The 22,450-nt window shown below is 70.6% G+C and carries 21 protein-coding genes; 17 read left to right on the top strand and 4 right to left on the bottom strand.

Annotated features, from left to right (window positions below; all coding sequences use genetic code 11):
• The first annotated feature begins 86 nt into the window (after positions 1-86).
• Positions 87-1,445, top strand: a complete 1,359-nt coding sequence (locus ACQPZQ_RS27135) for a carotenoid oxygenase family protein (RefSeq protein WP_433285232.1) — start codon at positions 87-89, stop codon at positions 1,443-1,445.
• A gap of 3 nt (positions 1,446-1,448) precedes the next feature.
• Here ACQPZQ_RS27135 and ACQPZQ_RS27130 read toward each other — a convergent pair whose 3' ends face one another.
• Together ACQPZQ_RS27130 and ACQPZQ_RS27125 are read right to left on the bottom strand one after the other, a co-directional pair.
• The gene (locus ACQPZQ_RS27130) at positions 1,449-2,486 is read right to left on the bottom strand and encodes a zinc-dependent alcohol dehydrogenase (protein WP_433285231.1); all 1,038 of its coding nucleotides are present in this window, start codon (positions 2,484-2,486) and stop codon (positions 1,449-1,451) included.
• Between the two features lie 114 nt (positions 2,487-2,600).
• Positions 2,601-2,972 (bottom strand): nuclear transport factor 2 family protein, encoded by a 372-nt coding sequence (locus ACQPZQ_RS27125; protein WP_241034321.1) that lies wholly within the window; start codon positions 2,970-2,972, stop codon positions 2,601-2,603.
• A 245-nt stretch (positions 2,973-3,217) separates the two neighbouring features.
• Between ACQPZQ_RS27125 and ACQPZQ_RS27120 the strand changes: the two genes are divergently transcribed.
• The 8 genes from ACQPZQ_RS27120 (at position 3,218) to ACQPZQ_RS27085 (ending at position 12,293) form a co-directional block, all read left to right on the top strand.
• On the top strand, positions 3,218-4,264 hold the full coding sequence (locus tag ACQPZQ_RS27120; protein WP_433285228.1) for a helix-turn-helix domain-containing protein: 1,047 nt from the start codon (positions 3,218-3,220) through the stop codon (positions 4,262-4,264).
• A gap of 102 nt (positions 4,265-4,366) precedes the next feature.
• Positions 4,367-5,983 (top strand): ABC transporter substrate-binding protein, encoded by a 1,617-nt coding sequence (locus ACQPZQ_RS27115; protein ID WP_433285226.1) that lies wholly within the window; start codon positions 4,367-4,369, stop codon positions 5,981-5,983.
• A gap of 93 nt (positions 5,984-6,076) precedes the next feature.
• Positions 6,077-7,408 (top strand): dihydrolipoamide acetyltransferase family protein, encoded by a 1,332-nt coding sequence (locus ACQPZQ_RS27110; RefSeq protein WP_433285224.1) that lies wholly within the window; start codon positions 6,077-6,079, stop codon positions 7,406-7,408.
• A complete protein-coding gene (locus ACQPZQ_RS27105; protein WP_433285222.1) occupies positions 7,405-8,274 on the top strand; it encodes a sugar phosphate isomerase/epimerase family protein in 870 nt (289 codons plus the stop codon). Before ACQPZQ_RS27110 ends, ACQPZQ_RS27105 begins: the two co-directional genes overlap by 4 nt.
• Complete coding sequence (locus ACQPZQ_RS27100) at positions 8,271-9,293, top strand: thiamine pyrophosphate-dependent dehydrogenase E1 component subunit alpha (RefSeq protein WP_433285220.1); 1,023 nt, start codon at positions 8,271-8,273, stop codon at positions 9,291-9,293. The genes ACQPZQ_RS27105 and ACQPZQ_RS27100 overlap by 4 nt, the downstream gene beginning before the upstream one ends.
• A 45-nt stretch (positions 9,294-9,338) precedes the next feature.
• Complete coding sequence (locus ACQPZQ_RS27095; RefSeq protein WP_433285218.1) at positions 9,339-10,328, top strand: alpha-ketoacid dehydrogenase subunit beta; 990 nt, start codon at positions 9,339-9,341, stop codon at positions 10,326-10,328.
• Position 10,329: 1 nt separating this feature from the next.
• Complete coding sequence (locus ACQPZQ_RS27090) at positions 10,330-11,307, top strand: thiamine pyrophosphate-dependent dehydrogenase E1 component subunit alpha (protein WP_433285216.1); 978 nt, start codon at positions 10,330-10,332, stop codon at positions 11,305-11,307.
• Positions 11,304-12,293, top strand: coding sequence for an alpha-ketoacid dehydrogenase subunit beta (locus tag ACQPZQ_RS27085; RefSeq protein WP_433285215.1), 990 nt, complete (start codon positions 11,304-11,306; stop codon positions 12,291-12,293). The genes ACQPZQ_RS27090 and ACQPZQ_RS27085 overlap by 4 nt, the downstream gene beginning before the upstream one ends.
• A 3-nt stretch (positions 12,294-12,296) precedes the next feature.
• Here the strand turns inward: ACQPZQ_RS27085 and ACQPZQ_RS27080 are convergent, their stop codons facing one another.
• The gene (locus tag ACQPZQ_RS27080; protein ID WP_433285213.1) at positions 12,297-13,121 is read right to left on the bottom strand and encodes a transporter substrate-binding domain-containing protein; all 825 of its coding nucleotides are present in this window, start codon (positions 13,119-13,121) and stop codon (positions 12,297-12,299) included.
• A gap of 317 nt (positions 13,122-13,438) precedes the next feature.
• Between ACQPZQ_RS27080 and ACQPZQ_RS27075 the strand changes: the two genes are divergently transcribed.
• Entirely contained in the window at positions 13,439-15,034 is a 1,596-nt protein-coding gene (locus tag ACQPZQ_RS27075) for an MDR family MFS transporter (RefSeq protein WP_433285212.1), read from the top strand.
• On the opposite strand, the gene ACQPZQ_RS27070 is transcribed toward ACQPZQ_RS27075, so the two are convergent.
• Entirely contained in the window at positions 14,965-15,594 is a 630-nt protein-coding gene (locus ACQPZQ_RS27070) for a TetR/AcrR family transcriptional regulator (protein ID WP_433285210.1), read from the bottom strand. The genes ACQPZQ_RS27075 and ACQPZQ_RS27070 overlap by 70 nt on opposite strands.
• A gap of 87 nt (positions 15,595-15,681) precedes the next feature.
• On the opposite strand from ACQPZQ_RS27070, the gene ACQPZQ_RS27065 reads away from it, so the two are divergent.
• The 7 genes from ACQPZQ_RS27065 (at position 15,682) to ACQPZQ_RS27035 (ending at position 22,450) form a co-directional block, all read left to right on the top strand.
• Positions 15,682-16,377, top strand: a complete 696-nt coding sequence (locus ACQPZQ_RS27065) for a hemerythrin domain-containing protein (protein ID WP_433285208.1) — start codon at positions 15,682-15,684, stop codon at positions 16,375-16,377.
• A 130-nt stretch (positions 16,378-16,507) separates the two neighbouring features.
• Entirely contained in the window at positions 16,508-17,236 is a 729-nt protein-coding gene (locus ACQPZQ_RS27060; RefSeq protein ID WP_241034333.1) for a GntR family transcriptional regulator, read from the top strand.
• A gap of 47 nt (positions 17,237-17,283) precedes the next feature.
• Complete coding sequence (locus tag ACQPZQ_RS27055) at positions 17,284-18,246, top strand: VOC family protein (RefSeq protein ID WP_433285206.1); 963 nt, start codon at positions 17,284-17,286, stop codon at positions 18,244-18,246.
• Positions 18,247-18,366: 120 nt separating this feature from the next.
• Entirely contained in the window at positions 18,367-19,203 is an 837-nt protein-coding gene (locus tag ACQPZQ_RS27050) for an SDR family NAD(P)-dependent oxidoreductase (RefSeq protein ID WP_433285204.1), read from the top strand.
• 85 nt (positions 19,204-19,288) lie between these two features.
• Positions 19,289-20,623, top strand: a complete 1,335-nt coding sequence (locus tag ACQPZQ_RS27045) for an MFS transporter (RefSeq protein WP_433285203.1) — start codon at positions 19,289-19,291, stop codon at positions 20,621-20,623.
• Positions 20,620-21,456 (top strand): N-acyl homoserine lactonase family protein, encoded by an 837-nt coding sequence (locus ACQPZQ_RS27040; protein ID WP_433285201.1) that lies wholly within the window; start codon positions 20,620-20,622, stop codon positions 21,454-21,456. The genes ACQPZQ_RS27045 and ACQPZQ_RS27040 overlap by 4 nt, the downstream gene beginning before the upstream one ends.
• Positions 21,353-22,450: an NAD(P)-dependent oxidoreductase gene (locus ACQPZQ_RS27035; RefSeq protein WP_433285198.1), complete on the top strand. Its 1,098-nt coding sequence runs from the start codon at positions 21,353-21,355 to the stop codon at positions 22,448-22,450. Before ACQPZQ_RS27040 ends, ACQPZQ_RS27035 begins: the two co-directional genes overlap by 104 nt.

Genomic DNA, 22,450 nt, shown 5'->3' with positions numbered 1-22,450 from the left:
TTACCTTCCAAATTCGACATGTCAGCATTGACATGTCGTTGCTGTGATGTCAGAGTCGGTCCCGTTCGCGACGAAAGGGGCACACGATGACCACGGGCACCGTCCCGCTCTACCTGACCGGCCACATGGCTCCGGTTGCCGACGAGATCGAGGCGTACGAGCTGCCTGTAACGGGCGCCCTGCCGCCCGAGCTCACCGGTCGCTACCTACGCAACGGCCCGAACCCGCTCCCGGGAGAGGATCCCGGGCACTGGTTCGGCGGCCACGGCATGCTCCACGGCATCCGGCTGCGGGACGGGCGGGCCGAGTGGTACCGCAACCGGTGGGTGCGCACGGGCGCCCTCGCAGGCAAGCGGTACATCCACGAGGACGGCACGATCGACCGCACCGCGGTGCACGCCAACACGCACGTGATCGAGCACTCCGGCCGGATCCTGGCCCTGGTCGAGAGCGGCTTCCCGTACGAGGTCAGCGGCGAGCTGGACACCGTGGGCCCCGTCGACTTCGACGGCAAGCTCACCACGGCGATGACCGCCCACCCCAAGGTCGACCCGGTCACGGGCGAGCTGCACTTCTTCGGCTACGGCGTGATGCCGCCGTATGTCACCTACCACCGGCTCTCCGCCGATGGGCAGCTCGTGCAGAGCGCGCCGATCGAGGTGCCCGGGCCGACGATGATGCACGACTTCGCCATCACCGAGAACCATGCGATCTTCCTCGATCTCCCCATGACGTTCCGGCCGCGGCGGGGGATGCCCTTCGCCTGGGACGACGAGTACGGCGCCCGGCTGGGTGTCATGCCGCTCGCGCGGCCCGGTGAGGTGCGCTGGTTCGAGATCGACCCGTGCTACGTCTTCCACGTCGGAAACGCCCACGAGGACCCGACCGGCCGTATCGTGCTCGACCTGGCCCGCTACAGCCGCGACGCCATCGCGAACCTGTGGGAAGGCATCAGCGCCGAGCCCCGACCCGCCGGCCCGGGCGCAGCGGCCGCCGTCACCGGCATGTCCCGGATGAGCCGGTTCACCCTCGATCCCGCCACGGGCACGGCGACGGTCGCCGAGCTCGACGAGCGCGGCGTCGAGTTCCCCACCGTGGACGACGACCGCGTCGGGCGTCCCTCGCGCTACCTCTACGCCGTGGCCGACTCGGGCGCCGGCACCGCCATCGTGCGGTTCGACGGGCAGCTCGGCACGACGACCGCCCACGAGCTGGGGCCGGACGTGGTCCCTGGCGAGGCCGTGTTCGTGCCCGCGAGCGGCGCCGACCGGGCGGAGGACGACGGGTGGCTGGTCTCGATCACCACCCGCCGTGACGGCAGCGCGTCGCAGTTGCTCGTGCTCGACGCCACGGACGTCGCGGGTGAGCCCGTCGCCGCGGTCACGCTGCCGCGCGGGGTCCCCGCAGGCTTCCACGGGTCGTGGATCCCCGACCCTGCCGCCTAGGGCTCAGTCCTGGGTGACCATCACCTTGACCGAGCCCACGGCGTCGGCCTGGGTGCGGAACGCCTCCTCGACGTGTTCGAGGGGCAGCCGGTGGGTGATCAGCGGCTGCATCCGCACCCGGCCCTGGCCGAGCAGTGTGAGGGCCTCGCGGAAGTCCTCCGACGTGACGTTCGCACTGCCGCGCAGCGTGATCTCGCGCTGCACGGCGAGCATCGCGTCGAGCTCGGCCCGGTGGTGGTAGAGCGCGACGAGCACGATGGTGCCGCGCGGTCGGACGAGGTCGACCGCGTGTGCCACCAGGGGCGCCGCACCGCTCGCCTCGACGACGAGCGCCACCTCACGCTCGCCGAGGTGCTCACGAAGCCCGTCGCGGACGGCGTCGAGCCCGCCTGCGCCGTCGAGGGTGACCATGCCGAGGCGGGCGCCCACCTCGCGCCGCAGCGGGGAGAGATCCACCCCGATGACGGGCCCGGCGCCCGCGGCCAGCAGGATCTGGCCGACCTGGAGCCCGATCGTGCCGAGTCCGAGCACCACCGCGGGCTCACCGACCTGCGGCTGCGCCTGCCGGACGGCGTGGGCGGCCACCGCGGTCGGTTCGATCAGGGCGCCGTCGGTGAACTCGGCGTTGTCGGGGAGCCGGTGCACGTTGCCGCCGAGTACGGCGTCGGGGATGCGCAGCCGCTGTGCGAACGCGCCGGGCAGGCCGAAGGCGATGCTGCGGGTGGTCCAGACCTCGCACAGGTGCCGGGCGCCTGCGAGGCAGCGGCGGCAGCGTCCGCACGGCTGGATGGGCAGGCCGGTGAGCCGATCGCCGACCGCGATGCCGTCGACCTCTGGCCCGACGTCGAGCACGGCACCCGCGAACTCGTGGCCCATGATCTGCCCGTCGCGGGTGTGCTGGCCCGACCGGAACGCGTGCAGGTCGGATCCGCAGACACCGCACGCGCGCACGTCGAGCACGACGTCCCGAGGCCCGGCGACCGGGTCGGGCACCTCCTCGAGCGGCATCCGCCCGGCACCCCTGAACACCCCGGCGAGCATGTCGGCCCCCTTTGGTCGATTCCCGGTCGGGGATGCTAAGCCCCGGCCCGGGCTTCGGGCGCCGACGCGCGCGAATCGGCAGGAAGCGGTGCGCGCAGAACCAGGCCGGCGAGATCAGCCGGGCCGGCGGGTGTACTCGTTTCGCAGCTCGACGATCCGACCGTCATCGTCGAGCCGTGCGTGCTCCACGCCGGCCGCCGTCATCAGGGAGCCGTCGGCCATCCGGGCGGCGACCACCCAGGTCGCGCGCTCCGTCCCGTCGGGGAGCACCGTGGTGTTCCAGAAGTGCCGGCTCTCGGCGTGCGCCGCCACGAACTCGCAGTACATCTCGCGGATGGCGGGGCCTGTGACAGGCGTGTCGTCGAGCTGCACGACGGCGTCGGGCGCGAAGAGGGCGACCAGCTCGTCCACGGCGCTCGGATCCGCGATCACCTTGTCGGCGAGGCCGATGTAGCGGTCCAGCACCCTGGTGGGGGACTGCGTCATTCGTTGAATGCTAAGGATCTCCCCGCTCGGCCGCTGTGATGGTCACGACAGGGGTGTGGGCGCGCCGCACAAGAGTGTGCGCTGAACGACATGTCGGCCTGCACGTATCGCCAAGTCGATCCGCCCGGTAGAGATGAGCGACCCCCGGGTGGTTGAACACGTTCGGGTGGTGGGTCAGTCTGGCGGGGAGCCGGCAGATCGGGCGTAGCGCCGGCACGCGATGGTGCAGAGAGAGGGGCGGGGCAATGACTGCCTTGTCATCGGACGAGTCGATGCCGGCCGGCTATGGGCCGGCCATGGGCGAGCGCTGGCAGGTCGGCGGCGGGCCAGAGGGCGGCGCTGATCGACAGGCCGATCGACAGGCCGAGTGGGAGGACGTCCTCGCGGCCACGCACGTGGCGTTCGACGTGCGGTTGCCCGAGTCCGACGCCCGGGGGTTCGCCGGCACGGTGCAGCGGCACCGGCTGGGGGCACTGCACCTGGTCGACTGCGTCTGCACGCCGTTCGCGGGGCAGCGCAGCACGTCCGTGATGGGTGGCACGGGCGAGGACTCGATCGGCCTGCAGATGGTGATCCGCGGCGCCGAGCGTGTGGTCCGCTCGCGCACGCAGCAGCACGTGCTGGAGGCAGGCGCCGTCGGCATGTGGGACGGGTCGCGCGCCGTGGGCGTGGAGGTCGTCGAGCCGTTCACGAAGCGCACGCTCATCTTCCCCAAGGAGATGGTGCACGCCGTCAGCCCACGCTTCGCCGAGGTCGAGTCGCTGCCGTGGCTCGCCGAGCGCCCCGGCACCCGCCTGCTCGTGCGCTATGTCAACGCGCTCGCCGCGGAGCTGCCCGGCCTGGACGAGCGTACGGCCACCGCCGCGGCCGACGTCGTACTGGAACTGTTGCGGGCGGTGGTGGAGCCAGAGCTTCCGCAGGCCCGCACGGCCCGCCGCGAGGCCCTGCGTGCCCGCGCCCGCCGCTACGTGCGTGCCAACCTCACCGATCAGGCACTCGGGCCGGAGTCGATCGCCAGGGCGCTCTCTGTGTCGCTGCGCACCCTGCACGCCGTGTTCGAGGACACCGACGAGTCGGTGGCCGCGCTGGTGCGGCGCGCCCGGCTGGCGCGCTGCCGTGAGGACCTCGCGGAACCGACGGCAGGCTCGATCACCGAGATCGCCTTCCGCTGGGGATTCTCCGACGCCACCCATTTCTCGCACGCGTTCAAGCGCGAGTACGGGATGGCCCCGCGTGATGTCCGGCGAGCGGCGAGCGGCGGCATGCGCACCACTGCGCGGATCGGCAAGTAATCCGGCGCGCAGCCGATGGCCTGACCCGATGCCCGGGATCCAGGCTTCCTCCTCGTACCGCGGAGCCGGGGGGCCGCCGAAATGTGACGAGGAGAGTGGACGATGCGGTTGCGATCGACCCGGGTCGTAGCGGCTGTCTCCGCGGTGTTGTGCGCGACGTTGATCGCCGCGTGCGGCGCGGTGGGCGCGAACACGCGGGGCGCCGCGGACGACGCCACGAGAGTGCGCCAGCTGGACCCCTACGGTGCTGATCTCGCGGCGGAGGGGACGCCCAAGTCCGGCGGCAACCTGATCATCGGCAACGACCGGGAGATCGTCAGCTTCGACCCGGCCCGGCAGAACGGCAACGTCGCCGCCCAGGCGATCTACGACCTGCTGTTCCGGATCGGGCCGGACGGCACGGTGCAGCCGTGGATGGCGTCCTCGATCGACACGGCCGACAACGGCCTGACCTGGCGACTCGGTCTCCGCGATGGCGTCAAGTTCTCCGACGGCACCCCGCTCGACGCCGACGCGGTGATCATCAACACCCAGCGCCACATCGACAAGCCGACCTCGCCCGCCCACGCGTACGCCGACCAGATCGCGTCGATGCGCACGGTCGACCCGCTGACCGTCGAGTTCACGCTCAAGGCGCCGCTCGGCGACTTCCCCGTCTTCTTCGCGCAGGCGTTCAACGCCGGGTCGCTGGGAATGATCGTCTCGCCCGCCGCGATCGCTCAGTACGGCGACGACATCGCGAACCACCCGGTCGGTGCCGGCCCGTTCGTGATGGACAGCTGGATCCGCGACAACAAGATGATCCTGAAGAAGAACCCGAACTACTGGCGCACGGGGCAGCCCTATCTCGACTCGATCGAGTTCCGGCCGCTGCCCGACACCGAGACCCGCTACTCGACGATGCAGAACGGCGACGTCGACATGATCTACGGCGGGTACAACAACGAGCTGGTGCGCGCGTTCGCCAACCCGAACATGAAGGTCTACTACGGGCCGGGTAACGGCGGTTTCTTCTTCTACTTCAACTTCCAGCAGAAGCCGTTCGACGACCGGCGCATGCGTGAGGCCGTGGTCCGGGCGGTCGATCTGAACGCACTCGGTGCGAGCCAGTACATGGGCCAGCTGATCGGCGCCGACGGCCTCTTCCAGGACGACAGCCCGTACCACAGCCCGGAGGCCTCCGCGGCCTGGCCGGCGTACGACCCGGAGAAGGCCAAGCAGCTCGTCCAGGACTATGTCGCCTCCGGCGGCAAGGCGTCCTTCGCCTTCAGCACCAGCCGCAGTGAGGTCTCGCTCGGCGAATTCGTGCAGGCTCAGATGGCCGCCGTCGGCATCACCGTCGAACTGCGGTTCTACGACCTCGCCGAGTTCACCTCGCGGGTGATCCAGAGCGGCGACTTCAACCTGATCAGCTGGGTCAACACCTTCGACTACCCCTACCCCGGGGCCGCGCGGCTGCTCCGCTCCGACGGCAACGTCAACTACGGGAAGTACTCCAACCCCCAGGTCGACCGGCTGCTCGACGAAGCGGGCGCCACCACCGACGCCGCGCAGCGCGCGAAGGACTACCAGCAGGTGGAGCTGCTGTCCAACCAGGACATCGCGGTGGCGTGGATGAGCCGCAGCTACCTCTCGACGATCACCAAGCCCGACGTCAAGGGCGTGGACCGGTACCTCTCGCGCGACCTGTTCTACGGGTCGCTCTGGCTGGACCGGTGACGGACGGGCGCGACCGCGCAAGAGGAGAGCGGATGAGGGACGGGCAGTGAGCGAGCTTGCGAGCGAGTCGTCGGCCATGAGTGAGGGCACGCGATGAGTGCCGACAGTGGGCTCGAGGTGCGGATGCCGCGCCTGTCGGAGTCGATGTCCGAGGGCACGATCGTCCGGTGGCTCCACGCCTCGGGCGCCGAGGTCGAACGCGGCGACGAGCTGGCGGAGATCGAGACCGACAAGGCGATGGTGAGCTTCGAGGCCGACGCGGGCGGGATCCTGGAGATCCTGGCCGAGGAGGGCGCGACGCTCCCCGTCGGTGCGGTGATCGCACGGGTGGGCGGCACAGCCCCCGCAACCGGCGCGGCGCAGCATGCTGCCGCACCCGCGGCGCCCGCCGCAGCGGCGACCGTGGACCCCGCGCCTGCGGCACCACCGTCGGCGGGGCGGACGCGGCGGATCCCGACATCTCCGCTGGCCCGGCGCCGGGCGAAGGAGCTCGGCGTCGACCTCGCCGACGTGCAGGGGACCGGGCCCGGCGGCCGAGTCGTGCGCGCGGACATCGAGGCCGTGGCGTTGGCCCGGACACCGGCAGGGGCGGCGGCGAACGGAGCGGCCGCACCGGCCCCGCCCGCCCCGGCGGCTGCCCCGTCGTCCGCTGTGGACACTCGACCGGCCCCCGTCGCAGTGGGCGGCGAGAACGGTGGCGACCCGCGCGGACCGGTCACGGTCGTCCCGCTCTCGCGGGCCCGGCAGCTGACGGCCGACCGCATGAGCGAGTCGGCCCGCACCGTGCCGTCCTTCCCGCTCACCGCCGAGGTCGACATGACCCGGGCGCTGGAGCTCCGTGCCGGCATCGCCGAGCTGGGGGAGGGCACGGTCGTCCCGACGGTCACCGACCTCGTCGTGGCGGCGTGCGGCCGGGCACTCCGCGAGCATCCGCGGGTCAACGCCTCCTACCGCGAGGGCACGGTCGCGATGTTCGGGCGCGTCAACATCGGTGTCGCCGTGGACGCGACCGACGCGCTGCTGGTGCCGACGGTCACCGACGTCGACGCCCGCTCGCTCAGCTCCATCGCCGTGCGCACCCGTGAGCTGGCCGACCTGGCCCGCGGCGGCCAGATCGGCCCGGCCGACCTGGAGGGCGCCACGTTCACGGTGTCCAACCTGGGCATGTTCGGCGTCACCGTCTTCGAGGCAGTGATCAACCCGCCACAGGCGGCGATCCTCGCGGTCGGCGCACTGCGGCGCCTGCCGCGCGAGGTCGGCGGCGAGCTCCAGGCCCGCCCGATCCTCACCCTCACCCTCACCAGCGACCACCGCGTGCTCGACGGGGCGGAGTCGGCGCGGTTCCTCCGCCGCCTCGTCGAGCTGCTGGAACGGCCGCTCGCATTGCTGCTCGACCACCCGACGACGAGTGAGGAGAGTGCATGAGCGTCGACATCCTGGGTGCGTACTGGACCACTGCCGGTCCCGTCCAGATCCGGACCGGCCGCGAGTGGAGCCTGTTCGACTGGCCCGACCGCTGTGCCGAGGCCAAGCGCGTGGGCATGAGCGGCCTGGGGATCTGGCACACCGACCTGGAGCACCTGCTCGAGCGCTACAGCCTGGCGGAGATCAAGCAGATCTTCGACGACAGCGGGCTGCGGGACCTCGAACTGGAGTTCCTCAACGACTGGTTCGTCCCGCCGGGCGACGAGAAGCGCGTCGCGTCCGACGGCCAGCGCGACCTGCTGTTCGAGGCCGCCGCGGCGCTCGACGCCCACCACATCAAGATCGGGAACCTGGCACGCACGCCGGCGACCGTCGAGCGGCTCACCGAGGCGTTCGGCGAGCTGTGCGCCGATGCCGCCAACCGGCACGCCGCGCCGCTGACCTACGAGCTGATGCCTTTCGACATCAACGCCGCGTCGCTGGAGGCAGTGCTGCGGATCGTGGGCGGAGCGGCTGCCCCCAACGGCGGCATAGCGATCGACACCTGGCACCTCGGCAAGATGCACATCGCGCCCGACGAGCTGCGTGCCATCCCGCCGGAGTACATGACCTACGTCGAGCTGTCGGACGGCATGCAGGAGAACATGCCCGACCACAGCCAGGAGACCACCCGGTTCCGGCGCCTGCCGGGCGAGGGTGAGTTCGACATCCCCGGCTACGTCCGGGTGCTCGCCGACATCGGCTACACGGGCCCGTGGGGCGTCGAGGTGCTGTCCGACGCGCTCCGGGAGCTGCCCATGCCGGAGATGTTCCAGCGGACCGTCGACACGGCCGTCGACCAGATCGAGAAGGGGTTGAAGCCGTGAGCGGCCTCCCATCAGAACGGCTCGTCGAGCTCTACACGCAGATGGTGCGCATCCGCGAGTTCGAGGAGCGGGTCAAGCGCACCTTCGCCGAGCACCCCGGCGTGATCCGTGGGCACACCCACCTCGCCGACGGCGCGGAGGCGTCGATCGTCGGGTCGATCGCTGCTATCGGCGACGGTGACCAGCTGATGGCCACCTACCGCTGCCACGGCTACCCGATCGCCCTGGGCAGCGACACCGCCGCGATGATGGCGGAGATCTACGGCCGGTCCACCGGCACCTGCAAGGGCTACGGCGGCTCGATGCACCTCGCCGACCCGGCCCGCGGCTTCCTGGGAACCTCCGGGATCGTCGGTCAGAACATCCCGCAGGGCACGGGCGCGGCCTACGCGGCGCAGCTGCGCGGGCGCGGCGAAGTGGTGCTCACGTTCTTCGGCGACGGCGCGTCCAAGCAGGGCGCCTTCCACGAGTCGCTGAACATCGCAGCGGTCTGGAAGCTGCCGGTCATCTTCATCATGGAGAACAACAGCTTCTCCGCGACCGTGCGCACCGAACAGGAGGACGCCAACGCGGCAGCGGGCGAGCCGCTGTCGATGAAGGCGAAGGCCTACTCGATCCCCGGTGTCACGATCGACGGCTCGGACGTGCTCGCCGTGCACGAGGCCGTGTCGGCCGCGGTGGCGCGGGCGCGTGCGGGCGACGGGCCGACGCTGATCGAGTCGCGCGTCTACCGGCTCTCGGCGCACGGCAACTCGATCGCCCCGCCCGGGGTGCCTCTGCACTACCCGGAGCACGAGGCCATCTCGAAGTACGGCGCCGTCGAGGAGTACGAGGCCGCCAAGCGCGGTGACCCCATCCCGCGGCTGCGTGCCCACCTCGTCGAGACCGGGGCACTCACCGCCGGGCGCGCCACCGAGATCATCGAGGCGGCCCAGGCCGAGATGCAGCACGCGGTCGAGTTCGGACTCCAGAGCCCCTACCCCGAGCCCCACGAGGCGCTCGCCTACGTGCACGCATGAGTGCAGCTCGCGGAACGAACATCAACGCTGAGGAGGTGTCCACCCATGACGAGTGAGACGACCCGCGAGATCACCTACATCGCCGCGATCATGGAGGCGATTCATCAGGAGATGGCACGCGACGAGGACGTCGTGCTGTTCGGGCAGAGCGTCGGCAACAACCCCGAGGACCCGTTCGTCCAGGCGTACGGGGACGGCCGCGTGCGTGTGACGCCGATCTCCGAGACGGCCGAGATCGGCATGGCCGCCGGTGCGGCGCTCGCCGGCAAGCGGCCGGTGGTCGACTGCACGATGGCCGAGTTCCTGCTGGTCGCGATGGACCAGGTGGTCAACGAGGCCAACCGGTTCCACTACATGAGCGGCGGCCGGGTCACCGCGCCTCTCGTGCTCAAGGCCGGCTACGGCTTCACGGCCGGATGGGCGGGCCAGCACACCGGCTCGATCTATGGGATGTTCATGGGCGTGCCGGGGCTCAAGGTTGCGCTCCCGGCCACCCCCGCCGATGCCAAGGGCCTGATGGCCACGGCGATCCGCGACGACAACCCGGTGCTGTTCCTGCACCACTACCTGCTCACCCTCGAGAGCGGCCCCGTGCCCGAGGGCGAGCACCTCGTGCCCTTCGGCCAGGCGGTCGTACGCCGCGAGGGAGCCGACGTCACGCTCGTGGCCACCGGCTGGACCGTCGGCCACGCCCTGCGTGCGGCCGAGCAGCTCGCCGCCGAGGGCGTGAGCGCCGAGGTGATCGACCCGCGCACGATCGCCCCGCTGGACACCGCCACGGTGCTGGAGTCGGTGGCCAAGACCGGCCGGCTCGTGCTCGTCGACCAGGCAACCCGGCACTCGTCGGTGTCGTCCGTGATCGCGGCGGAGGTGGCCGAGCACGGGTTCTCGTCGCTGCGGGCGCCGATCGTGCAGGTCACGGCCCTGGACGCGTCGATCCCGTACTCGAAGCCGATGGAGGACTACATCCTCCCGGACGAGAACAAGATCGTCACCGCGGTCCGGAAGGTGCTCGGAGCGGGAGTCGTGGCCTGACGTGAGCGGAACGCCGAGCCCGGAGCAGCTCCGGGACGCCCTGCGCCTCATGTGGCGGATCCGGGCCATGGAGGAGCGCGTCGGGCAGCTCAAGCGGGCGGGGGAGGTACACGGCCTCATCCACCTGTCCGTCGGGCAGGAGGGCGTGGCCGCCGCCGTCTGCGGTCAGCTGCGCGACGACGACGCGGTCTACAGCGGGCACCGCGCGCACGGGCACGCCCTGGCCAAGGGCGCGCCCCTCCCGGCGGTGCTGGCCGAGCTGATGGGCCGGGTCGACGGGCTGTGCAAGGGGCTCGGCGGGTCGATGCACCTGGTGGACGTCGAGCACGGGCTGCTCGGCGCCACCGGTGTGGTCGGCGGCAACATCCCGATGGCGCTGGGCAGCGCGCTCGCTGCCCGGATGCGTGGCAGCGACGCCGTCGCCGTGGTGTTCTTCGGCGACGGCGCGGTGCAGGCGGGGCAGTTCAACGAGTCGATCAACATTGCGACGCTGTGGAAACTGCCCGTGGTTTTCGTGTGCGAGAACAACGGCTTCGCCGAGTTCAGCCCGCGTTCGTCGCACACCAACGTCGAGCGCGTGAGCGACGTCGTCGCCCCGTACGACCTGCCGCGCGAGACGGTGGACGGCAACGAGCTCGCCTCGGTCTGGACGGTCTTCGGGCGCATGCTCGCGGCCGTCCGGGCAGGGGAGGGGCCCGCGCTGCTGGAGTGCCTCACCCACCGGCTGCGCGGGCACTACGAGGGCGACCCGGACCGCTACCGCGAGGCCGTCTCCAAGGCCGAGTGGCAGGAGAAGGACCCGATCCTGCGGCTGCAGCGTCAGGGCGCCGCGGACGGCTGGCTCGCCGAGAGTGACCCGGCGGAGCTGGAGGCGGCCGCGCGGGCCGAGGTGGACGAGGCCGTCGAGGCGGCCCGGCGCAGCCCGTTCCCCGATGAGGCGCTGGCGGCGTCGCTGGTGCGGCCCGGAGGTATGGCATGAGTGACACGCACGAGACGACCTACGCCGCGGCGGTCGCCGGCGCGATCGGTGACGCCATGCGCGTCGATCCGACCGTGTTCGTGATCGGCGAGGACGTCACGGCGGGCGGGCCGTTCACGACGACGGCCGGGCTCGCCGACGAGTTCGGCATCGAGCGCGTGCTCGACACCCCCATCAGCGAGGCCACGATCTGCGGGATCGCCGTCGGGGCGGCGCAGTCGGGCCTGCGGCCGGTGCTCGAGATCATGTACATCGACTTCATCACCCTCGCGCTGGACCAGCTGGTCAACCAGGCCGCGAAGGCGCACTTCATGTCCGGTGGCCAGTTGACCGTCCCGATGGTGCTGCGGACGCAGGGCGGCGCAGGCCACCGCTCGGGGGCGCAGCACTCCCAGAGCATGGAGAGCTGGCTGACCCATGTCCCGGGGCTGAGCGTGGTGATGCCCAGCCGGGCCGTCGACGCGGCCGGGCTACTGGCCAGCGCGATCGCCGACCCCGGGCCCGTGGTGGTGGTCGAGAACAAGACGCTGTACTTCCGCAAGGAGACCGTGCCGGTGCACATCGAGCCGGTCCCGATCGGGAAGGCGGCGATCCTGCGCCCCGGCCGCGACGTCACCGTGGTTGCGCTGTCGCGGCTCGTGCACGAGGCCCTCGCCGCTGCCGAGGACCTCGCCGCCGAGGGCATCGAGGTCGAGGTGATCGACCCGCGCACGCTCGTGCCGCTCGACCTGGAGACGATCCTGGAGTCGGTCGGGCGCACCAACCGGCTGGTCGTGGCCCACGAGGCCGTGCAGCACGGCGGGTTCGGTGCCGAGATCGCCGCCGCGGTGCAGCACGCCGGGTTCGACGATCTCGACGCCCCGATCGAACGGGTCGGCGCGCCGTTCCAGCCGATCCCGGTCAGCCCGGCCTTGGAGGACGCGTACCTGCCGGGCGCGGCGGAGGTGCGGGCGGCCGTGCTCGCGACCCTCGGCCGGAGTGGTTAGGCCTCACGTGGCGCCGATCACCTGACCCGTCCATTTCTGGCTGATCGCGGCGTACGTTCCGTCGTTCTGCGCGATGTTCAGCCACTGGTCGACCCATTGCTGCAGGGCAGGGTCGCTCTGCGGGATCAGGTACGCCTTCTGCTCGAAGGTGAAGGGATGGTCGATGCTTTCCCCGCAGAGTTGTGGGTTCGCCTTCGTCTCCCACCTGATCTCGCTGGCATCGGTGAACATGGCATCTGCCTTGTTCGCGACGACCTGACCGAAGATGGTGTTGTTGTCCGGGTAGTTCTCGATACTGGCGTGGTGGATGTTCGCTTTGTCGAAATCGGCGTTCGTGCCGTCCGGGTTCACGACGACGCGCACCCCCGGCCGATCGATGTCGGCGAGCGTCCGATACTTCGAGCTGTCGGCGCAGCGAACGATGGCCGCCTTGCCGTCACGCAGGTAGGGCGCGCTGTAGAGCGCATGCTGCGCCCGGTCGAGGGTGACGGTGATTCCGCCCATCGCCACGTCGCAGCGGGTGCCCAGATCCTTCATCATCGTGCCCCACGTCGTCTGGACGACGTCCAATGTGACGCCCAGTCGCTTTGCCATGTCCTGGGCCATATCGATGTCGATTCCGCTCCATTGCCCCTGCGGATCGCGGTAGGTGAACGGGCGGTAGTCCCCGGTGCTGCACACCCGCACCGTGCCGCGCTGGACGATGTCGTTCAGATTCGGAACCTGTGCAGGTGCTGCGGGGGCCGGCGCAGCCGAGCAGGCCGCGCCGAGCAACGCAATGATCACTGCCGCCGCGCCGAGCGCGCCGATACGCCACGGGCTTTTCATGGACCGACACCTACCAGCAGATCGGCGGGCCGAGTGTATTGGCTGACGATGCAATGACGGCCGCGTTGTATCCGTGGGGTCCGCACCTGGGAATCCGCTGGCTGTGACGTCGGCCACTTGTCCGTGCAACGGACCAATCGGGCGGCGCCGGAAATGGCCGGGACGAGCGCGATCGTCGCAATGACCCGAGCGGGGGTGTGTCCCGCCACTAGCGCTGGGGACAACGGTACTGCGGCGTAAAATAGGTAGCATTGCCAACTAGGGGCGAGCGCTTACGAGCTTGCTGTTCTCCGACTCTCCTCCGAGGAGCTCCAGCAGTGACCAATGTGGTCCCTTCCGGTTCGAAGACGGTCGGCTTCCGCTCGGAGCGCGGACCGGTCCTCATCGCGGTGATGCTGAGCACGGCTCTCGTGGCGCTCGACAGCACGATCATCGCCACGGCGGTCCCCTCGATCGTCAACGACCTCGGCGGCTTCGAGCAGTTCCCCTGGCTGTTCTCGATCTACCTGCTCACCCAGGCCGTGACCGTCCCGCTGTACGGCAAGTTCGCCGACGTGCTGGGCCGCAAGCCGGTGATGCTCTTCGGCATCACGGTGTTCCTGCTCGGCTCGGTGCTCTGTGGCGCGGCGTGGAGCATGCCGGTGCTGATCATCTCGCGCGCCATTCAAGGGATCGGAGCCGGTGCCGTCCTGCCGATCAGCATGACCATGGTCGGTGACCAGTACACGGTGGAGGAACGGGCGAAGGTGCAGGGCTACCTCGCCAGCGTGTGGGCCGTCGCGTCCGTGATCGGCCCGACCCTCGGCGGGATCTTCGCCGAGTACCTGACGTGGCGGTGGATCTTCTTCGTCAACGTCCCGGTCGGCGCTGTCGCCATGGTGATGCTGGTCCTGAAGTTCACCGAGAGCGTCCAGCGACGCAAGCACCGCATCGACTACCTGGGCGCCACGCTGCTCACCCTCGGCTGCTCGCTGCTGATCCTCGGTCTCCTGGAAGGCGGCGTGGCCTGGCGATGGGGCTCGGTCGCGAGCGTGCTGATCTTCGTCGCCAGCGCGGCGATGCTGATCGGTTTCGTGTTCGTGGAGCGGCGGGCCGCCGAACCCGTGGTGCCGCTGTGGGTGTTCAGCCGGCGCACGCTGGTGGGCGGCAACCTCGTCTCCCTGATCATCGGAGCCCTGCTGATCGGCATGAGCTCCTACCTGCCCACCTTCGCCGAGGGCGTCATGGGCACCGGTGCGCTCGTCGCCGGCCTGACGTTGGGGGCGCTCACCGTCGGCTGGCCCCTCTCGGCCTCGCAGGCCGGGCGCATCTACATGCGGCTCGGCTTCCGTGACACCGGTCTGATCGGGAGCGTCGTCGTCGTCGCCGGAGCGCTGCTGGTCGCCCTGCTGCCGATCGGGGCCACGGTGTGGCAGGCCGCCGCCGCAGCCTTCGTGCTCGGCATCGGCCTGGGTCTCTCGTCGGTCCCCACCTTGGTGGCCGTGCAGTCGACCGTCGGGTGGAGCCGGCGCGGAGTGGTGACCGGCACGAACATGTTCAACCGCTCGATGGGCAGCGCCGTCGGGGTGGCGGTGTTCGGAGCGATCGCCAACACCACTCTCGCCAACCGTTTCGCCCATCCGCCTGCGGCCGTGGCCGGGCAGTTGCCGCCGAGTGCCGACGCCACCAGCCTCGTGCTGAACGGGCACCCTGATCCCGCCTCACCGGTCGACGCTTTCGTCCGCGAGGTCCTCTACGCCGCCACGCACCAGGTCTTCGTGGTGATGTTCGTGGTCAGCATCCTGACCGTGGGGGCCACTCTGCTGATGCCGCGCCGGACGGAGCAGCTGTTCGTCGAGGAGGCTCAGGCGCCCGCGGAGTCGCCCAGCATCCCGACCGCCTGTACGCAGAGCCAGCGCTCCGCCTCGTCGTAGGGCCACCCGCAGTCCTTGACGAGCGTGCGCCACGCGGTGAGCCCGAAGCAGAACCACAGCCTGTCCGCCGCTGCGCCGACGTCCAGGCCGGGGGCCAGCAGGCCGTGCCCGTGGAGGTGCTCGGCGACCCGCCGTAGCGTCTCCCGGTAGTACTCCGTGGCCTGCCGCCAGACGTCCTCGGCCGCCTCGTGGCTCGCCATCGAGGAATACAGGATGTCGAGCGTCTCCCGGTGCGTCTCCTGGCCCCGCCGGGTGCCGCGGGCGAGCTGTCGCATCGCCGACTCGAGGTCGTCGGTCTCCAGGATCGCGGCGAGCGTCTCCTCTGCTCCCGACGTGTGCACGGCCGTGGCCAGCAGCTCGCTGAGGATGTCCGCCTTGGTGCCCGCGCTCGCGTAGACCGTCTTCACCGCGATGTGGGCCCGGCCGGCGATGTCGGCCACGGTGACGCGGGCGTATCCGTGGGCGGCGAACAGCTCACGCGCTGCCACGAGGATGTCGCGACGGGTCGCGGCTGCCTCGGTCTCCCTTCGGACGGAGCGGTAGGGGCGCGTCGGCGGCATGTGCCCACTTTACGGTGAGGCGTACGGTATTCATTGCAGAAGTGTTCACCTCAATGTGGATGCCGCGCGCCGAACCGGGAGGGTTCCTTGATCAACGCGTCGCCTGAGCGTGCCGAAGGCCTGCGGTTGTATGACGAGCTGCTGGCCGTGCACACGATCCTGCGGCGGGGCTCGGCGCTGCTCGTGGAGTCCCTGGGAGCGTTGGCGGCAGGCCGGCCCGTCCACCTGGGCACCCTCGTCGCCGTGGCGCGCTGGCACACCGCCTTCCTGCACCATCACCACCACAGCGAGGACGAGCAGTTCTGGCCGCTGCTCCGGGAGCTGTTCCCCGCGTCCGCCGAGGACCTCAGCCACCTCACCGCCGAGCACGAGGAGCTCGACGCCGAGCTGAAGATCCTCGGCGAGGCCATCGACGCGATCGGCGCCCTCACGGGAAACGCCGCCGCCCGCCAGATCGCCGCCCGTCATGTCGCCGAGCTCACGGGCCACTCGTCCGCTGTGGTCTGTCACGAGGCGCTCGTCGCGCATCTCGACGACGAGGAGCCCGTGTTGCGCACGCTCTTCCCGCAGGTCTCCCCGGACCGGATTCGACGGCTGCGCGCCGCGATCGTGGCGGCCGCGCCCAAGTCGGGTCCTGACCTGGTCCTCGGGCTGCTCGCCGACCCGGAGCCCGCTCCGGGCTACGAGCACATGACCCACAACTTCCCGGCGCCCGTGCGCTGGCTGCGTCCGGTGCTGCTGGCGCGGTACCGCTCACGGCGACGGGCGCTCGGCGTGGGATAGTCCGAAACCGGGGCGGCGCGATCCGATCACTCGGCGTTACAGTGGGTATGTGCCCGATCCGCGAGGTTTGACCGATCCTTCAGCGCCCGAATCCTCTTCCCGTATGACGATCATGCCGTACGCTGAGCGGGTGACTGAAGCGGGAACCGGGCAGGTGGCAAGTCTCGCCGCGCAGATCGGCCGAGTGGCCGCGCCCCTGCGCAGCCAGGTGCTCGATGTCCTCCGTGAGGCCATCCTGACCTTCCGCTTCGCGCCCGGCCAGCGTCTGATCGAGCGCGAGCTGATCGACCTCACCGGGGTCTCCCGCACCACCATCCGGGAAGTGCTGCGCGAGCTGGCCGCCGAGGGGCTGGTCAAGACCATCCCGCAGAAGGGCGCCATCGTCGTCTCCCTCTCGCCGGAGGAGGCCGAGGAGCTCTACGAGCTCCGCGAGGTACTCGAAGGCCACCTCGCGAAGAAGTTCGTCGAACGCGCCACGGACGCCCAGGTGGTGGCCCTACGCCGGGCGTTCACCCAGCTCGAGAACGTGGTCGACCGGCAGGAGGGCACGCTGGCCGTGCTCAAGGCCAAGGACGTGCTCTACGAGCTGCTGCTCGCCGGGGCAGGCAACTCGGCGTTGCGGGCGAGCCTCTCGCAGCTGCACGCGCGGGTGAGCCTGCTGCGGGCCAGCTCGCTCTCGTCGGGTCCCGGCCGGCCGCCGGAGGCGGTGGTCGAGCTGCGCGCGCTGGTCGAGGCTGTCGAGGACAGGGACGCCCAGGCCGCCGCCGATGCCATGGTGTCGCACGTCCGTGCCGCCGCCCGCGCCGGGATAGAGGCCGTGCGCACGTCGTCGCACTCCCTGCTGGCCACCAGTCGCTGACGTCTTCCGTTCCCCCCGTCGCTGTTCGGCTCGAAGGAGAGTAGGCAATGGCACACGTCCACGGGAGCCACCACATCACCCTGTCGGTCGGATCGGCGCAGGAGGACGTCGACTTCCACGTCGGCACGCTGGGGATGCGGTTCATCAAACGCACCGTCCTGTTCGACGGCTCCCTGCCGATCTACCACCTCTACTACAGCAATGCGGCAGGCGACCCGAGCTCCGTGGTCACCACCTTCCCGTTCCGCCAGGCCGGGCTCATGGGCAGGCGGGGCACCAACCAGGCCCGGGAGGTGCACCTGGCGGTGCCGTCGGGTTCGCTCGACTACTGGCAGGAGCGGCTCTCCGGCCGTGGAGTCGAGGTGGCGAACGCCGAGGTGCTCGACCAGCGCCGGCTGCTCTTCCGGCACCCCACGGGCATCGAGTACGCACTGGTGGGTGTCGAGGGCGACAGCCGCGTCGGGTGGACCGAGGGCGGCGTTCCGCAGGAGTACGCGATCCACGGCATCTACGGCGTCGGCGTCCACGTGGCGAACCCCGAGAACATGGTGGAGTTCCTCTCCGACTCCTTCTACGGCAAGTCCCTGGTGGAGGAGGGCGACCGGGTCGTGCACCAGGTCGGGCAGCCGAGCCAGGGTGGCTCCGTCGAGCTGGTGGTCAACCGCACGGACGAGCCGGGTACCTGGCGCTACGGCGAGGGAACCATCCACCACTTCGCGTGGAACGCCCAGACCCTGGAGAACCAGGACGCCCTGAAGTTCGAGATCGAGGGCGTCGGCTACACCGACATCTCCGAACTCAAGGACCGCAAGTACTTCAAGTCCGTCTACGTGCGCACGCCCGGGGGAGCGCTCTTCGAGCTCGCGGTCACCCACGCCGAGGGCGGCTGGACGTGTGACGAGTCGCCCCAGGAGCTGGGGTCGAAGTTCCAGCTTCCCGATCAGTTCGAGGCCCGCCGCACCGAGCTCCTCGACCAGCTCGAGCCGATCCAGGTGGCGGCGAGCGACTGAGCCGGTCGGGCGCTCAGCCGCGGCGTCCGGCCCCTTCCCCGCGTGTCGAGGGACCCCGCGCTGTCGGTGCTCGTCTGATTGTCATACAGTCGGGTGAGCATTCGCGGTGAGGGGTGGGGTATGCCGGAGCAGTCCCTGAGGGGCCGGGTCGCCGTCGTCACGGGCGCTGCCGGCGGGATCGGCAGCGCCACTGCGGCGCGGCTGTCCCGCGCAGGCGCCTCCGTCGTCCTGGTCGATCTCGACGGTGAGGCCGCGGCGAAGTTCGCCGCCGGGCTCGACGGCGACGCGATCGGCGTGCAGGCGGACGTGTCGCGCGAGGAGGACGTCGAGCGCTACATGGACGCCGCGGTGGAGCGGTTCGGGCGGGTCGACCTCCATCACCTCAACGCCGGGATCCCCGGCTCGCCCACGGTGCTGCCCGACCTTGCCGTCGAGGAGTTCGACCGTGTGATCGCGGTGAACATGCGGGGGACGTTCCTCGGGCTGCGGGCAGCGTTCCGCCAGTACGTCCTGCAGGGTGGAGGCGGTGCGATCGCCGTCACGGGCTCCATCGCCAGCCTGCGGGGCAGCTCGGACCTGCTGCCCTACCACGCCTCGAAGCACGGGGTGCTCGGCCTGATGCGCAACGCCGCGGTCTACGGCGGTCCGCTGGGCGTGCGGGTCAACGCCGTGGCGCCCGGCATCGTGCCCACCGCGCTCTTCGGCTCCGGCAGCGGTCCCGGTGGTAGCGCCGACATGGTGCAGCGCGCCTCGACCACCCCGTTGCGCAGGGCGGGCACGCCCGACGAGATCGCGTCCGTGGTCGCGTTCCTGCTGAGCGACGACGCCGCCTACATCACCGGCGAGGTGGTCTCGATCGACGGTGGCGCCTCGATCGTCAACAGCGTGCGTCCTTCCGGGGGCGCAGGGGCGTGGGACACCGCCGAGCTGGACGCGCGAACCGCCCCTCGCGCTTAGTCGGGCACAGATCTTGCTCGGTCCGAGATTGTATGACAGTCTGGCGATCGAACAAGCCGACGGAGTGCTGACGAGGGAGTGTGCGATGGCGCACGGCGTGGGGGACACCGCCTCTGAGATGGACGTCGGCGCTCGCCGCGTCGTCGCCTTGGCCACAGCGGTCGGCAACTTCACGGAGTGGTTCGACTTCGCGATCTACGGATTCCTGGCCGCCATCCTCGGCCGCCTGTTCTTCCCCGGTGCGAGCCCGGCCGCGGCCCTGCTGGCCTCGCTGGCCGTCTTCGGCGTGGCGTTCTTCATGCGGCCGCTCGGCGGGCTCGTGGTCGGGGCCATCGGCGACCGCCACGGCCGCCGCGCGCTGCTCACGCTCTCGATCGGCATGATGGGACTGTCCACCACGCTGATCGGGGTGCTGCCCACCTACGCGGCAGCCGGTGTCGCCGCACCGATCCTGCTGGTGTTGCTGCGCTGCATCCAGGGCTTCTCCGCCGGCGCTGAATGGACCGGGTCGGCGGCGTTTCTCGTGGAGCACACGCCGGTGGACCGGCGAGGCAGGTACGCGAGCGTCGTCTCGGCCACCGCCGCGCTCGCCACCGCGTTCGGCGGCATGCTGGTGCTCGCGCTGGAACTGACGCTCACCTCCGACCAGATGCTCTCGTGGGGCTGGCGCATCCCGTTCCTGGTCGCGGTGCCGCTCACGCTGATCGGCACGTGGATCCGGCTGCGGATCGACGAGACGCCGGTGTTCCAGCGGCTGGTGAAGGCGGGCGCGGTGACCGACGCCCCCGTCCGGCGCGCCGGTCGTGACGTCAAGGCGATCGCGATCACCTTCGCGTTCTCCAGCGTTCAGGGCCTCGGGTTCTACTACCTCGCCACCTACGTCATCAGCTACCTCACCGCCACGGTCAAGCTGCCGGAGGCGCGGGCTCTCCCGCTCGTCGCGATCGGGCTGGTGGTCTACGCGGTGCTCTGCCCGTTCGCCGGAGCGCTGAGCGACCGCGTCGGCAGGCGCCGGGTGAACCTCATCGGTGGCACCGGGCTCGCGGTCGTCAGCGTTCCCGCGTTCGCGCTGATGGGCACGGGCACGCCCGCGGGAGTCGTCGGCGGGATGGTGCTCTTCGCGGTGTTCCAGTCGATGGTCAGCGTGACCACCGTCTGCATGCTCGTCGAGCTGTTCCCGGCCCAGACGCGCTCCACGTCCAGCGCCATCGGCTTCAACCTCGGGCTCGCGCTCATCGGCGGTCCCGGCCCCCTGATCGCGGCCGCCATCGCCGCGGCGACGGGGAGCAGCATCCTGCCCGCCCTGTACATGGTGGTCGTCGCCGCGCTGGGCACGCTCGCTCTGGTGCGCTGGCTCCCGGAGACCGCGGGCCGGGCGCTGGACGCCACCGCCGCCGTCCCCGCAGGATCGGCCCGATGAAGACGGGATACGAGGTACTCGCGGTGCGCTACGGCGCACGGACCGCGAGCAAGTCCGACAGCTATCTGAACTTCCACGTATACGGCGAACCCGACACCGAGTTCCCGATGGACTACTACTTCTGGGTCGTCCGCGACGGGGAGCGCACGATCCTCTTCGACTGCGGGTTCGGGGCCGAGGCCGGCAGGCGGCGCGGGCGCACCCTGCTCGTCGATCCGGTCACCGCACTCGCGGCACTCGGCATCGACCCGGCCACGGTCACCCAGCTCGTCGTCACGCACGCGCACTACGACCACATCGGCAACCTGCAGAGCTTCCCGGCCGCGGAGATCGTGATCGCCCGCCGCGAGTTCGAGTTCTGGACCGGCCCCTACGCCGGGCGCATCCAGTTCGCGCACTCGACCGAGCCCGACGAGCTCGACCGGCTGGCCGCGGCAGCCGCGCAGGGCAGGGTGCGGATGGTCGACGAGACGCTCGATCTCGCACCGGGGATCGAGCTGGTGGTGGTCGGTGGCCACACCCCGGGGCAGCTCGTGGCGCAGGTCGCCGTCCGCGACGAGGCCGGCGGGCCGGGGGCGGTGATCCTGGCCGCCGACGCGCTGCACTTCTACGAGGAGCTCGAGCGCGATCGCCCGTTCTTCGTGGTGGCCGACCTGCTGGACATGTACCGCGGCTTCGACACGCTGCGCGAGATGAGCGAGGACCCGGGGCGGCTGCTCGTCGCGGGCCATGACGCCGAGGTGCCCGACCGGTTCCCGGACCGGGTGCCCGGCATGTCCGGCGAGCTCGCCGACCTTGTCGTGCGGGTCGCCGGACGAACGGAGAAGTCGTGAGTGGAGGAGGTGGTGTGATGAGCGAGCTTGCGAGCGAATCAGTGTCACAGCGCCTTCGCGAAGCGCCGACCGAGCGCAGCGAGGGGGAGCGATGAGCAAGCCGGCAGTCGGGATGGTCGGACTGGGCAACATGGGCGGTCGCATGGCGCGACGCCTGGTCGACGCCGGGGTACCGGTCGTCGGGTTCGACGCGCAGCGCGCTCGGGTCGAGGCGGCCGGCGCGAAGCCGGTTGGTGACCCTGCCGAGGTGGCGAGGGCGGCCCAGGTGATCCTGATGTCACTGCCCGACAGCCACGTCGTCGAGCCGGTGGTGCGCGGTCCGGACGGGCTGCTCGCCGGAGCAGCGGCAGGCGCCACGATCGTCGACCTGTCGACGGCGGCGCCGTCCTCCACCGTGGCCCTGCACGCCGAGGCGGAGAAGGCGGGCGTCCGGTACCTGGACGCGGGTATCTCGGGGGGAGCGGCCGCCGCCGAGAAGGGCACGCTCACGATCATGGCGGGCGGCGACGCCGCGGTGCTCGACGAGATCCGGTGGGTGTTCGAGCCGCTCGCCGCTCACGTGCACCACATGGGGGCGTCCGGTGCGGGCCACACGGCCAAGCTGCTGAACAACTTCCTCAACGCGGTGAGTCTCGCGGCCTCGGCCGAGGTGATGGTCGCGGGGCGACGGGCCGGGCTGGACCTGGCCCAGCTGCTCGAGGTGATCAACAGCAGCAGCGGCGTGAACTTCGCGACGCTCAACCGGTTCCCGCACATCGTGCAGGGGGACTACCTCGAGGGCGGGCTCACAGGGCGCCTCATGACGAAGGACGTCGCGCTCTACGTCGACCTCATCGGAAAGCTGGGGGTGCCCAGCCTCAACGCTGCGGGGCCCCTGGCGAGCTTCGGGCTCGCCGAGAGCCTCGGCTACGGAGATCAGATCAGTAACCGCGTCGTGGATGCGATCGGTGATGTCGCGGGGGGCACCCGCGTCCACGACACCAAGGAAGGATGA

This window comes from Pseudonocardia sp. CA-142604, from assembly GCF_050948475.1.
Taxonomy (GTDB): Bacteria; Actinomycetota; Actinomycetes; order Mycobacteriales; family Pseudonocardiaceae; genus Pseudonocardia; species Pseudonocardia alaniniphila.
The sequence above is the reverse complement of the archived record's forward strand: the minus strand, read 5'-3'. Positions and strand labels throughout refer to the sequence as shown.